9 protein-coding genes are annotated in these 14,671 nt (G+C 36.7%); all 9 read left to right on the top strand.

The window, feature by feature from the left end; genetic code table 11:
• The first annotated feature begins 149 nt into the window (after positions 1-149).
• The 9 genes from CPHY_RS18025 to CPHY_RS22360 all read left to right on the top strand — a co-directional run bounded on the left by CPHY_RS18025 (position 150) and on the right by CPHY_RS22360 (position 14,598).
• Complete coding sequence (locus CPHY_RS18025) at positions 150-629, top strand: VanZ family protein (protein WP_242657957.1); 480 nt, start codon at positions 150-152, stop codon at positions 627-629.
• 41 nt (positions 630-670) lie between these two features.
• On the top strand, positions 671-994 hold the full coding sequence (locus CPHY_RS18020) for a DUF6142 family protein (protein ID WP_012201472.1): 324 nt from the start codon (positions 671-673) through the stop codon (positions 992-994).
• An 82-nt stretch (positions 995-1,076) separates the two neighbouring features.
• Positions 1,077-3,158: an aminopeptidase gene (locus CPHY_RS18015; RefSeq protein ID WP_012201471.1), complete on the top strand. Its 2,082-nt coding sequence runs from the start codon at positions 1,077-1,079 to the stop codon at positions 3,156-3,158.
• 99 nt (positions 3,159-3,257) lie between these two features.
• Positions 3,258-3,764 carry a 5-(carboxyamino)imidazole ribonucleotide mutase gene (purE, locus tag CPHY_RS18010; RefSeq protein WP_012201470.1) on the top strand — a complete coding sequence of 169 codons (507 nt, stop codon included), beginning with the start codon at positions 3,258-3,260 and terminating at the stop codon, positions 3,762-3,764.
• 613 nt (positions 3,765-4,377) lie between these two features.
• The gene (locus CPHY_RS18005) at positions 4,378-6,972 is read left to right on the top strand and encodes a CoA-disulfide reductase (RefSeq protein WP_012201469.1); all 2,595 of its coding nucleotides are present in this window, start codon (positions 4,378-4,380) and stop codon (positions 6,970-6,972) included.
• A gap of 445 nt (positions 6,973-7,417) precedes the next feature.
• Positions 7,418-8,443 carry a phosphoribosylformylglycinamidine cyclo-ligase gene (gene purM / locus CPHY_RS18000; protein ID WP_012201468.1) on the top strand — a complete coding sequence of 342 codons (1,026 nt, stop codon included), beginning with the start codon at positions 7,418-7,420 and terminating at the stop codon, positions 8,441-8,443.
• The gene (gene purN, locus CPHY_RS17995) at positions 8,437-9,060 is read left to right on the top strand and encodes a phosphoribosylglycinamide formyltransferase (protein WP_012201467.1); all 624 of its coding nucleotides are present in this window, start codon (positions 8,437-8,439) and stop codon (positions 9,058-9,060) included. Before purM ends, purN begins: the two co-directional genes overlap by 7 nt.
• Before the next feature lie 55 nt (positions 9,061-9,115).
• Complete coding sequence (gene purD, locus CPHY_RS17990; RefSeq protein WP_012201466.1) at positions 9,116-10,387, top strand: phosphoribosylamine--glycine ligase; 1,272 nt, start codon at positions 9,116-9,118, stop codon at positions 10,385-10,387.
• Positions 10,388-10,794: 407 nt separating this feature from the next.
• A complete protein-coding gene (locus CPHY_RS22360) occupies positions 10,795-14,598 on the top strand; it encodes an SH3 domain-containing protein (protein WP_049762425.1) in 3,804 nt (1,267 codons plus the stop codon).
• The last annotated feature ends 73 nt before the right edge of the window (positions 14,599-14,671 follow it).

The raw sequence follows: 14,671 nt of genomic DNA, 5'->3' as shown, positions 1-14,671 counted from the left end.
TAATTTGTAGATTATTTTAAATTGGCTAAAAGCACAGAAATTGGTTATTTTATTAAGTATGAAATTTTTGTTACTTGAGTTTCTTGAATATGAACAAATGCTAGTGTATAATGAGATAGATTCTAGTATGACAGATAGGAGTATGTGTTTTGAAGTATAATTTGACCGCAGGGAAACGAGCAATGGTATGGATACTTTTTCTTGTCTATTTAGCTTGTTTGTCATACTTTCTTTTTTTTAGCGAACGATATGGGAGAACAGATTCAAGTAACGGATACCGATACAACTTAGTATTATTTCGTGAAATAAAGCGTTTCTATACTTACCGAAAGGAAGTTGGGCTAGAAGGGTTTCTAGTAAATATGGTAGGGAATGTGGTAGCATTTATGCCGTTTGGTTTTTGTTTACCGATGATAAGTTTAAAACGGAGAGGGTTTTTCTCTATACTTTTCTGGAGTTTTGGACTTTCCTTAACGATAGAGACAATACAACTTCTCTATCAGATTGGAACTTTTGATGTTGATGATTTGTTGCTAAATACCATTGGAGGAGTGCTTGGATATATAAGCTACAAGATTATGCTTGCGATTTATTTGGTATATAGGAGAAGAAATAGTAGTCACCGTTAGTATGGAACAGAATAATTGTATCGAAGAAACAGGAGGAATTCATGATACTAAAAAAAGCAAAATATAAATTTAAAGGAAGAGTGCATTCAAAGAATGGTATCTTATCATTTTTACTCGGAATTGCTGTAATCATATCCTTCTTTACCATTTCAATTATCTCTGGTATAAATAAAGGACAAGGCGATATCGTGCTTGGTGCAATTGGTATTACAACCTTTCTCGCATCGGTATATGGGTTTTTAGCAGGTTATAAAAGTTTTCAAGAGAAAGATATTTATTTGGTAGCACCTATTTTAGGTATTGGTATCAATGGAATCATGTTGATAAGCTTGTTCTGTTTATATATTTTAGGAATTGTATTATAAATTATAAAAGTTTTTTAGCATACAAAAGTAGTAAAGAAGCATAGAAAAAGAGAAAAAAGCATAGAAAGAAGGAATGGTGAATATGAGAACGATTCAACGTTTACAGGAAGAAAATGAAGCAGTGTTAGAGAGATTGTCATTATCAATCGAACGCCTGCAAGTAATGCAAACCGAGGATACTGTGAGTGAGAAGTATCGTGATTTTTTTAAGAAAAATGCTGCCTTCTTATTAAAGTTATATGATATTGCATTAGCAGTTAAAAGTGGAGATCAAGCAAAATTAACACTGGAGCAGTTAAAGCAACAGAACGCAGAGCTCTATGAAGATATACTGAATGATAATTATAATCAAAGCTATGCAAATCCTGCCTATGCTGTTTCTGTATTTGGTGAGGAATATGGGGAGATCATAACCTTTTTGGCGACAGAGGTTCGTTCTTTAATTCCATGTGCTTTTGAGTATAAATTATTACCATTTACTATGTCTGTAGAGCTTTTTATTGAAGTATATAACTACTTTGAAGAAGAGGATGAATACACTTACAAGGATGTAAAACGAGCTATTTATTACTTCGCTAGTGATTATGCAGAAGAATTTATGGACATGCGTGTACGTGAAATGTATGATCCAACCTATACTTTTGCTTATGATATTATCATGGATTCTGATTTATCAGACCTTAGATATCTCTATCAATACGGAGAATACATTACAGAAAATGAATTAAAAATCGCCGAGTTTTTAAATGAACTTTCGGAAGAGGAAGTAAAAGCGATGGCGAATACTTATACAGAAGGATATGTTCGTGGTTTTGTTGTAATGGGAGCGGACTTATCTAAGAAGAGTATTGTTGGAATTCGTACCTGTATTGGTTTTGAACGAATGAATCGATATGCATTTCAAAACTTTGAAAACCTAGGTAAGAAGGTAACGGTATATCGTGTAGCCACTGATGTGATTAATCGTAAGGGTGGTAGAAAAGTTGGTTACTATGCAACTAGCCCTAATCCACAGTATGAATATGACCATCGATTTGATAAGGCATTGTTCTTCGATAAAAACTATGCAGAACGTCATTTGGTTGCTACCAAAGCAGCAATGGAAAAATATCGTGTGGAGTGTACCTCCTACGCGGGTCCTGCTGTTTTAGAAACCTTTGGTGAACCAGATTTTGAACCAATCAATAAGCCAGAAGCAATTCATTTAGATAATAAACAACAGGAATTAAATACTCAGTCACAGGGACAGATAAGTCAGATGATGCAAGAGTTTATCAAATCAGAGGAAATCTCCTTTACCATCATTGCTTATCCACTTCCATCCATCGGAGCGAAGTTCCATGATATATTTGCTGAGACTGTAAAAGTAAATAATCTTGATAATGATGAATATAAAGCAATTCAGCAACACATTATTGACGCACTTGATCAGGGGGTTTACTGTCATATCTTAGGCGCAAATGGAAATACGACAGACCTAAAGGTTATGCTATATGAGTTAAAGAATCCAGGGAAAGAAACGATTTTTGAAAACTGTACAGCAGATGTTAATATTCCAGTAGGAGAAGTATTTACCTCACCAAAGCTGACAGGAACTTGTGGTGTGTTAAATGTAAGCAAAGTATTCTTAAATGGTTTGGAATACAAGAACCTAAAGATCAGTTTTGAAGATGGTATGATAGCCGACTATGGTTGTTCTAATTTTACTGACAGTGAACAAAATGCTAACTATGTAAAGGAAAATATCTTGATGAATCGAGATACTCTTCCTCTTGGAGAATTTGCGATAGGAACCAATACTACTGCCTATGTTATGGGGCGTAAGTTTGATATCCAGCGTAAGTTGCCAATTCTAATTGCAGAAAAAACAGGACCACATTTTGCTGTAGGGGATACTTGCTATAGTAGAAGTGAGGACCATAAGGTATATAATCCGGATGGAAAAGAGATTGTTGCAAGAGAAAATGAAGTATCCGCACTTCGTCATACCGACATGGCAAAAGCTTATGTAAATTGCCACACAGACATTACGATTCCATATGATGAAATCAAAGAAATCTCAGTTCATACCAAAGACAATCAAAAGATCATGATTATAGAAGATGGATGTTTTGTTCTACCTGGAACTGAGCGTTTAAATGATGCATTAAAAGAGCTTCAATAAAATTGCTTCAATAAAATAGAGAAGTACTCACCCTTTTAAAGTTACTCTACATCAAGAGTTACCTAAAGATAGAAAGTAAAAGGAAAGGATGTATTTAACATGGCTAAAGTAGGAATTGTAATGGGAAGTGATTCAGATCTTCCAGTAATGAGTAAGGCAGCAGAAATGCTAGAGAAGTTTGGAATTGATTATGAAATAACTGTAATCAGTGCGCACAGAATGCCTGATATTTTCTTCGATTATGCTACAAAAGCAGAAGAAAATGGATTTAAGGTAATTATAGCGGGTGCGGGTGGTGCAGCACATCTTCCAGGAATGGCAGCAGCTATCTTTACTATGCCTGTAATTGGTGTACCAATTCATTCAAAAGCATTAAGCGGTGTAGATTCCCTATACTCCATCGTTCAGATGCCAGCAGGTATTCCAGTAGCAACTGTAGCAATCGACGGAGCAGCGAATGCAGGTATTTTAGCTGCAAAGATACTAGCAACTTCTGATCCAGAAATTCTTGAGAAGCTAAAGGCTTATAAAGAAGAGCTAAAAGATTCTGTCGTAGCAAAGAAAGAGAAACTTGAGAAAGTTGGCTACAAAGAATACATGAAATAATCCCCATGTAGTCCCCAGACTATGCTTTCATAACATGAGAACGAAACAATAAATCATCCTAAGTAAAACAAAGGAGCTATTACAACGTTAGGTTTAAGCCTATTTTGTAATAGCTCTTTTTAAATTAAGTGTGGCCAATGAAACTTGACAAACGATATTATGAAATTTACGAAGAGGCTTATTCATGTTTGCAATGACATTGATGTAATCACTAATTTGATAATCACTTTATTTGATAATACTAATTTGATAATTCAATAATTTTTAGATAATTATTTTAAACAATCACTTATATTATAAGATCTGGAAGTTGTACTACTACAATAACTTTTGTGGTTTAATCACGTACTTTTGTAATAATTACTGAATTTGTATTTTAAAAATGTACTATGTGATTTAATCACAGACTTAGTTTTTTTACAGGAATATACTGTGTTTAAAGGATCTAAAATAAGGGATACCTTTTCTACTGCTTTGTTAAAAATTAAGCAAACATATTCTGGGAAAGTTCTTATATGTGACGGTATCAATTATAAAAGATAAGAATAGGTTCTATCAAATACAAATGACAACTAGAAGTAGTATTGTTCAATAAATCTTAGTTGGAGGGATAATGATGAGTAAAAAAACAGTGATTATTGGTGGAGTTGCTGGCGGAGCTACCGCAGCAGCACGACTTCGTAGACGTGATGAGGAGATGGAAATCGTAGTTTTTGAAAAAGGAGGAGAAATCTCCTATGCTAATTGCGGTCTCCCTTATTATATTGGTGATGTAATTAAAAGCAGAGATGCTTTATTACTACAAACACCTGCTGGAATGAAAGCTAAATTTGATATCGATGTTAGAGTTCAGAGTGAAGTAGTTAAAATTAATCCAGAGGAGAAAACAGTAACCGTTAAGAAAGTAGGAGAAGAAGATTCCTACGAAGAGAGCTATGACACACTAATCATTGCTACAGGTTCTTCTCCAATCCGTCCATCCATAACAGGAATTGATGCACCGAATGTTTTTGCATTATGGAATGTACCAGATACGGATGCGATTAAGGATTACTTAAACAAAGAAAAGCCAAAGAGTGTTGCAGTAATTGGTGGTGGTTTCATCGGGATTGAGATGGCAGAGAATCTTCATGCAGCAGGTCTTTCAGTGACGATGATAGAGATGCAAAATCAAGTAATGCCAACACTGGATTACGAGATGGCACAGCTTCTTCATGAACAAATTCGAAGCCAAGGAGTGGAGTTAATCTTATCCGATGGTGTGAAAGCTTTGGAACACGGTGAGAAAACAAAGATATTACTTAACAGTGGAAAATCTTGTACTGTGGATATGGTTATCTTGTCAATCGGTATCAAGCCAAATAGTAAGCTTGCAAAAGAAGCAAATCTCGTGCTTAACGAGCGTGGTGGTATTGTTGTCAATGAATACCTACAGACATCAGATCCTTCAATTTATGCAGTTGGTGATGTAATTGAAGTAGAGAATCCAATTCTATCTAATAAAACAATGATACCGTTAGCAGGACCAGCAAATAAGCAGGCAAGAATAGCAGCGGATAATATTGCCGGTGATAACTTAAAGTATCAAGGAACGATGGGAACTTCGGTTGCAAAAGTATTTGATCTAACAAGTGCTAGTGTTGGCGTAAATGAGAGAATGTTAACACAGCTTGGTAAGAAGAAAGATATCGATTATCATACCGCGCTTATTTATCAGAAATCACATGCAGGTTATTATCCAGGGGCTACTACTTTGGCATTAAAGCTTATATTTGATGCGAAGGGACAAATCTACGGCGGTCAAATCGTTGGTGTAGAAGGAGCAGATAAGAGAATCGATACGTTAGCAACTGTGATGAAGCTAGGTGGTAAGGTACATGATCTAACGGAACTTGAACTTGCTTATGCACCACCATTTTCTTCAGCAAAAGACCCTGTTAATATGTTAGGCTTTACCGCTGAGAATATCATAAATGGTCTCGTAAGTTTTATTGAGCCAAAGGAGATTGATCAGATCATAGCAGATGTAGAACAATCTAAGGACTATATCATACTGGATGTTACAGAAGAAGTAGAACGAATGGTATATCAGTTACCAAAATCATATCACATTCCTCTTGGAAAATTACGCCAAAGACTGAATGAATTAGATAAAAATAAAACCATTGTGCCTTATTGTTCTATCGGTGTACGTTCCTATAATGCAGCCCGTATATTAAAGCAACATGGATTTGATAAAGTGAGAGTGTTATCCGGAGGAACCTCATTTTATAAGTCTGTGCACCATGAAGAATATTCAAAAGGTTATGATATAAATGAGGTAGATATGAAATCAGAGGATAGCTTATTGAAAGGTGATGAAAAAGTAATGGCAGCAGAGACAAATATAGCGAAAATGCAGGTTAAAGAATCTGCGACGGAGGTACCAGTTGAAGAGTCTATAAAAGAATCCGCAGCAGAGTTACCAGTAAAAGAGATTGCTATCTTAGATTGCTGTGGTATGCAGTGTCCAGGCCCAATTATAAAGGTAAGTGAAACACTTTCCAAATGTAAGGATGGAGATGTGATAAAAGTAACTGCAACCGACATGGGATTTGCTAGGGATGCCGAAGCTTGGTGTAAACGCACAGGAAATACTTTAGTTAAGACGGAGCGAGGTAAAAAAGAAAATACGGTATACATCAAAAAGGGAAATGATTCTTGTTCCATTTTAAATAGTGTTATACCAACTACGCTTCCACAAGGTAAGACGATAATTGTATTTAGTGGAGACTTAGATAAAGTATTAGCTTCCTTTATTATCGCAAATGGCGCAAGAGCGCTTGGAAGACCAGTTACGATGTTCTTTACCTTCTGGGGGTTAAATGCATTAAGAAAACCAGAAAAAGTAAAGGTAAAAAAGCCATTTATGGATAGAATGTTCGGTGCTATGATGCCTAGAGGCAGCAAGAGATTAAAGCTGTCAAAGCTTAATATGGGCGGAGTGGGAACGAAGATGATGCAAAAAGTAATGAAAGATAAGAATGTGAATTCTGTGGAAGAATTGATGATGCAAGCTATGAAGAGTGGTATAAAATTAGTTGCTTGTACGATGTCGATGGATGTCATGGGAATTACAAAAGAAGAGTTACTTGATGGGGTAGAGTTTGCTGGAGTTGCAACTTACCTTGGAGATGCGGAAGAATCTAATGTAAATTTATTTGTATAACTTATTCACTCTAAGTGGGGTGGCATTTAGGTATCTAAAGAAAGCAGTGTTAGCTTTCAAGGGTTACCTATTTGTCACCCCGTTTTCATACTTTGTGTGCAAAGTGATGGGCTGAGGTTCTTTACATACTGAGAGTATTTACTTTGGTACCATCCTAATCTGTCTAGCAACTAGATTCAGGACTATTTTTTTGTTAATAATACTTGCAACATAATAGCGGTCGGAGTAGTCTATTTTATAGTCTAGCTTATAGGTTTATAAGTTATAGTAATAAGTTAGATAAGAAATCAAGAATGGAAAATTAACGACAAAGGATAGAACCTATGGTAGAATAATATTCATAAATAAGATATGGACAAGAGTATAAAAGCTGATTTATTAATCTTTAGATATAAAAATAGGCAACTAAGAGGAAATTCATAAACACATGATCAGGAGGGTACCCATGGATTACAAGAAAGCAGGAGTAGACATTGAAGCAGGTTATAAGGCTGTAGAACTGATGAAGAAACATATTCAGGGAACGATGAGAAGTGAGGTATTAACGGGAATTGGTGGTTTCTCGGGTGCATTTTCTTTAACCTCCTTTAAAGACATGGAGGAACCTACTTTGGTATCTGGTACGGATGGCGTTGGTACAAAGTTAAAACTTGCCTTTATATTAGATAAGCATGATACCATAGGAATTGATTGTGTAGCTATGTGTGTAAATGATATTGCTTGTGCGGGCGGTGAACCGTTATTTTTCTTAGACTATATTGCCTGTGGGAAGAATGAGCCTGAGAAGATTGCAACGATTGTTAGCGGTGTTGCAGAAGGCTGTAAACAATCGAATGCTGCCTTAATTGGTGGAGAAACTGCTGAAATGCCTGGGTTTTATCCAGTAGAAGAATATGACCTTGCAGGATTTGCAGTTGGCATCGTTGATAGAAAGAAATTAATTACAGGTGATAAATTAAAACATGGAGATGTATTAATTGGGATCGCTTCTTCTGGGATCCACAGCAATGGATATTCTTTAGTACGTAAGGTGTTTCGAATGGAAAAGGAGGCACTTAACACGTATTATGAAAGTCTTTCCGGTACACTTGGTGAAGTTCTTTTAACACCAACGAAAATCTATGTGAAAGCTCTTAATAGTTTAAAGACCGGGAATGTGGAAGTAAAAGCTTGCTCTCATATCACGGGTGGAGGATTCTATGAGAATATTCCAAGAATGTTACGAGAAGGTGTTACCGCTATTGTGAAAAAAGATTCTTATGTCATTCCTCCGATTTTTCATATGCTACAAAAAGATGGCAGCATTGAAGAACAGATGATGTATAATACCTACAATATGGGGATTGGTATGATGATTGCTGTTGATAAAGCTGATGCAGACAAAGCAGTGAGCTTACTGAGTGTAGCTGGTGAGACTGCATATATTGTTGGTGAGATTCAGGATGGAGAGAAAGGAATCTGCCTATGCTAAGAATTGTGGTAATGGTATCTGGTGGTGGAACAAATCTTCAAGCGATCATAGATAGCATCCGAATAGGGCGCATTAGTAATGCAGAAATCGTATCGGTCATTAGTAATAAAAAAGATGCTTATGCCTTAACGAGAGCAAAGAACTATGGCATTGCTGCTTGCAGTGTATCTCCAAAAGACTTTGAGACAAGAGAAGAGTTTCATGAGGCGCTTTTAAATACTATTAACGGTTTTCGACCAGACTTAATAGTACTCGCTGGATTTTTAGTAATATTACCAAAAGAGTTAGTGGCTAGTTATCCGAGCAAAATCATTAATGTTCATCCATCCCTAATTCCGTCGTTTTGTGGGGAAGGTTTCTATGGTCTTCGGGTTCATGAGGCGGTGTTAGAGAGAGGGAATAAAATAACGGGAGCAACTGTTCATTTTGTGGATGAAGGGACAGATTCTGGTCCGATTCTTTTACAAAAGGCGGTTAGTGTTATGGCTGATGATACACCGGAAATTCTCCAAAAGCGTGTGATGGAGGAAGCAGAGTGGATTATTTTGCCTCAGGCTATCGATGCGATTGCAAATGGAAGAGTCGAAATAAAGGATAACAAAGCTATTGTGAGATAGTAGATGTTGCATAAGCCTTAGTTTCATAACTGATAGCGTAGAAAAGAGGTAGATTATGAAAGTACTTATCGTAGGTGGTGGCGGTAGAGAGCATGCCATTGCAAGAAAAGTTTCAGAAAGCAAACGTGTTACTAAGATATATTGTGCACCTGGAAATGCCGGAATAGAAGAAGTTGCTGAGTGTGTTTCAATCGGTGCAATGGAATTTGACAAATTGGTAGCGTTTGCAAATGAAAAAGAAATTGACTTAACCATTATCGGTATGGATGATCCCCTCGTTGGTGGAATTGTGGATTTATTTGAAGAGCAAGGGCTTAGAGTATTTGGACCAAGAAAGAATGCTGCGATGATTGAAGGTTCTAAAGCATTTTCGAAAGACTTAATGAAGAAATACCATATTCCAACGGCTGCTTACGAAACTTTTGATTCTGCAAAGAAGGCAATCCGTTATTTAGAAACCTCTCCTTATCCGATTGTATTAAAAGCGGATGGTCTTGCCCTTGGAAAAGGTGTATTGATTTGCAATACGTATGAAGAAGCTTTAGCTGGTGTTAAAAGCATCATGCTTGATAAGCAGTTTGGAACAGCAGGAGATCTTCTTGTGATCGAGGAGTTTATGATTGGTAGGGAAGTGTCCGTATTGGCTTTTTGTGACGGAAAAACGATTAAGCCTATGACAAGTGCACAAGATCATAAACGTGCTAAAGATGGTGATCAAGGGCTAAACACAGGTGGAATGGGAACGTTTTCTCCTAGTCCATTCTACACCGAAGAAGTAGATGAATTTTGTAAGAAGTACGTTTATCAACCTACCATCGATGCTATGAAAAATGAGGGTAGAGATTTTACTGGCATCCTATTTTGTGGTCTAATGTTAACCGAGAAGGGACCTAAAGTACTGGAATACAATGCCAGATTTGGTGATCCAGAGGCTCAGGTAGTGTTACCACGAATGAAAAATGATATCATCGATGTGATGGAAGCCTGTATTGATGGAAGACTACAAGAAGTTCCTTTGGAGTTTTACGATAATGCTGCGGTTTGTGTTGTATTAGCATCCAAGGGGTATCCGGAACAATATGAGAAAGGATTTTTAATTGATGGTCTTTCCACATTTAAAGGAAAATCAGATTTTTATGCTTTTCATGCAGGAACGAAGAGAACACACGAAGGTATCGTAACCAATGGAGGTAGAGTGTTAGGAGTAACTGCAACCGGTAAAGATTTGCGTGAGGCACGTAATAAAGCGTATGAAGCAACGGAATGGATTCAGTTTGAAAATAAATACAAGAGAAACGATATTGGGAAAGCTATAGAGGAAGTTTAAAAGTATCTGCTTTTTCTTGTTTATATAAAAGGATTTAATCCTCTTGATTTATTGCATAATAACATTTATGAACCGTATCCTGTCTTATGGCTAATGGAACGGTTCATTTTTATATATGAGAATGAAGAAAGCATATTTATTCCAGTATCTATAAATAACTGGGAAATTTGATATTAAGAATCGTTTTATTAATCTAAATCATTTCTGATCATATCTAAAATATATCGTTTTACCTATCTATTTTCTATAAGATGCCATAATACTGCCATATCTCCCATTTAGTATGATAACGAATGAAAAAACGTGAAAAACGAAGAAATAAGTCGCTTAAAGTTTTATCCTTTATATATGGGAACAAATTTACAATGGTTAAAAAAGGGCGCCATAGCGCCAGAATTGAGGTTAATATGAGACTAGAAATGAAACACAAACGCTTAATTATATGGATATTATGCATCAGCATGTTGATTCCAAATATACTTTGGCAAACTCCAAATGCAGCTTATGCAGCAACAAAAGGGATTTGTACAGCATCAACGCTCTATGTTAGAAAAGGGCCGCAAACTTCGTATGATAAGGTAACCTCAGGTGGCGCAGATGTATATCTCGTAAAGGATCAAGAGGTAACAATTTTATCAGAAAAAGACGGATGGTATGAGATTGAAGCTACATTTGGTGGGAAAAAGATCAAAGGCTATTCTCTGGGAACCTACATAAAGAAAGTGGATGGTACTGCAAGTAAACCAACTCCAACTCCTACACCATCAAGCGGTTCTTCAGCAACATATAAATTAAGTCAACCAGCAACAGTGAACGCATCCCAATTAAATATTAGAAAAGATAACAATACTACAAGTACTGTCTTAGGAACCTTAGTAAGTGGTGACTCCGTTACTGTAATAGGGACTAAGTGGAATGGTGTGGATTGTTGGTATCAAATTCAGACAAAAGTAGGCGGCAAAACGGTAACTGGATATGTTCTGGCTATTTATGTCGAGATGAATTATAAAAGCGGAATTTATGGCAAGATTCGTACCAATAATACAGCAATGCAACTTGATGCAGGAGAAGGAAATAAAACGATATCGACTGCAGATGGAACAAAGCTTACTTTAAATAAGAATCGTGCAATATTTATAACCGGAGAAAAACGCGTAGGAAACGATAAATGGTTTTATGTCTATATTACGTACGGTGGGGCAAAATATTATGGTTATGTTCCAGCGAGCCTTGTAGAGTTAGATGGAACCAAGGTAACAACCGGAGGTAATGAGACAATCGGAGACGAGGATACTGATGATAGTCAGGATAATTCAGATAATTCAAATTCCGGTGGTAGCAGCGAAGGAGAGAATCAAACAGAAACTCCAAACACTTCAACAACACCAGCAAGCCATAAGATAAATCTAGGTGGTAAGGTAAATGCTGAGGGAGTCAATGTAAGAAAAGATGCAACAACAGGCAGTACTAAGGTAACCTCTTTAAATAAAAACACCAGTGTGACTATAGTAAAAGAGAAGTACGACGGTAATGATAAGTGGTATCAGATATCCTTTGTACAGGATAAAAAAACAGTAACTGGTTATATGCTTAGTAAATATGTTACTGCGACAGTGGGAAGTGGATTTTATGCAAAACCTACAAACGAAATCACTTACAAAAAGGTAGCTTCTCTTACAGCAGAGGATTTATATACCGACGATGGAGAGTTGATTACAGCAACGCAAGGTTCCTATGTATGGGTGTCTGAGGAGAAAACAGTTGCTGGTACAAAGTGGTTCCGTATTAGCTATAAAGAGCCTACTGTTACTTATTTTGGATATGTAACGGAGAATGATCTAGAGTTAATTGGTAAGTCAAAAGATACTGCAGTGGATGAGACTCCAACCAGTACGCCAAAACCTACCGAAGCGGTAAAACCAACAGCAACTCCAACTCCAACACAGAAACCAATCGATAAAAATGAAGCTTTTCAAATACCTGGTGTAATAACTGCATCAACAGTAAATCTTAGACAGGATGCAACGACAAGTAGCAAGGTACTAGGAACGCTCGCGAAAAATACAAAACTAACCGTACTCAATCAGGTTAAGGTTGGAAGTGATATTTGGTACCGAGTAGCTGTTACTGTAAACAAGAAACAAACGATTGGACATGTTCTTAGTAATTATGTGAAATTAACATTAACAGATAAGGCGACTGCTTCTATCTTAGCAAATGGCACTAAAATAAGCTCTTCAGCGAAATCTACAGCTGGCTACGTGAAATATAAGAATGGAACGCTAGTAAGTCTTGCTAAAAATACAAAAGTAACCGTAATCTCAGAAGAAACTTCTGACGATAAATGGTTTAAGGTTTCCTATACAAAATCAGGAGAGACAGTAACAGGTTATCTGAAAGCAAACTCAGTTACACTAGTTGCTAACGGACCAGTACCTACTGCGACTCCGAAACCAACAGCAACACCAAAGCCGACTGTAGCACCAACGACGAAGCCAACTGTGGCACCGTCGACGACGCCAAAACCAACGGCAACGCCAAAACCAACAGTAACTCCTAGTGCAAAACCAAAGCCTACGGCTACACCAACTCCAGCAGTAAAACTCTTCACGGCGGATGGTATGATAATCAACGCAACTGCTTTAGTTGTAAAACAAGCGCCAGGTTATAGTAGTTCATTTGTTAAAAATAGTGCAGGATATGCTGTAACACTTTATAATAATGATAAAGTAAAGGTAAATGGAAAGTATTACGAGGATAAAATCTATTGGTATAATATAAAATTCACTCAAAGTGGTGTTGAATATTCGGGCTATGTAAACGATAATTATGTTAAAATTGATGAATCAACGATAGTTGATGGTGATTCTTCATCAAGTGTTGAAACTCCAACGCCAACAGCACCTGTAGTAAGTCAAGATTTTGAACAACTGTTAACAATACAGGGCTTTCCAGATAGCTATAAGCCATATTTACGTGCACTGCACGAAGCCAATCCAGACTGGACATTTGAGGCATATCACACAGGACTTGATTGGAATTCAGTAATCGATAATCAAAGTATTCCTGGAAAGAATTTGCTATCAAATGCAAAAGGAATCGAGTGGAAATCACTAGAGGATAAGGCATACAACTGGAAGACGGATAGTTTCATTGTATATGATGGTTCTACTTGGGTAACAGCTTCAAGAGATGCTATCATGTACTATATGGATCCAAGAAACTTCCTAGATGATAAGTCAATCTACCAGTTTGAGGTGCTTACTTATAAAACATCCTATCAAAATCTAAGCGGTGTTGAGAGTATTCTAAAGTCTACGGCTATGTATAATTCAAGTTATACTTATACCGATGAATATGGGACGACGCAAAGTATCACCTATGGTGAGACCTTTATAAAAGCAGCAGAGTATTCTGGTGTAAGTCCTTATCACCTAGCTTCTCGTGTAAAGCAGGAAGTAGTGACTGGTACCTCTACCTTAAGTAATAGTGTATCTGGTACTGTAAGCGGATGGGAAGGTTTATATAACTTCTATAATATTGGTGCTTATAACTCCACGGCAGAAGGTGGTGCAATTGCAAATGGTTTAAAGTATGCAAAGAGTGGTAGCACGAATGCAACTTTAAATGTGAAGTCCTTAATTCCTTGGAACAATCGTTACCGTTCCATCGTAGGGGGAGCATTTATTATTGGTGACTCCTATATCAACCGAGGACAGGATACCATATACCTTCAAAAGTTTAATGTAACACCTACTTCAACACATTCCCATCAGTATATGTCGAATGTAGAAGCACCATTTTCTGAAGGAAAGAAGGTTGGCGCAGCTTATGCTCAGATTGGAAATCTCCCATTGGTATTTTCCATTCCTGTTTACTTAAATATGCCAAAGATTCCATGTGCCGCACCAACAACAAAGTATAATCCGAATAATTATCTAAAGACATTAAGCGTAAAAGATTTCAATGGAAATGAATTGACATTAACACCAACATTTGACATACTAAATACAAAAGAATTCTTCTTAGTTGTACCTAACAGCTGTGAAGGAATTAATATATCTGCTGCGACAGTAAGTAATAAGGCAGTTCTTAGTGGAACCGGTGTTGTGCAATTAAATCCAGGTCTTAACGAAATTACAATTATGGTAATTGCTCAAAATGGAGATTTACGTGACTATAAGATTTCAGTTGCTCGAGAATTACAGTAATTAAGATGATTTAAAACAAAGCGTGTTTATAACGCGTAGAATAGAAGATACTTCTTATATATATTAAAAGAGA

The organism is Lachnoclostridium phytofermentans ISDg (genome assembly GCF_000018685.1).
GTDB classification, from domain to species: Bacteria; Bacillota; Clostridia; order Lachnospirales; family Lachnospiraceae; genus Lachnoclostridium; species Lachnoclostridium phytofermentans.
Note: the sequence above shows the minus strand (reverse complement) of the source record. Positions and strands in the feature narration are given on the sequence as shown.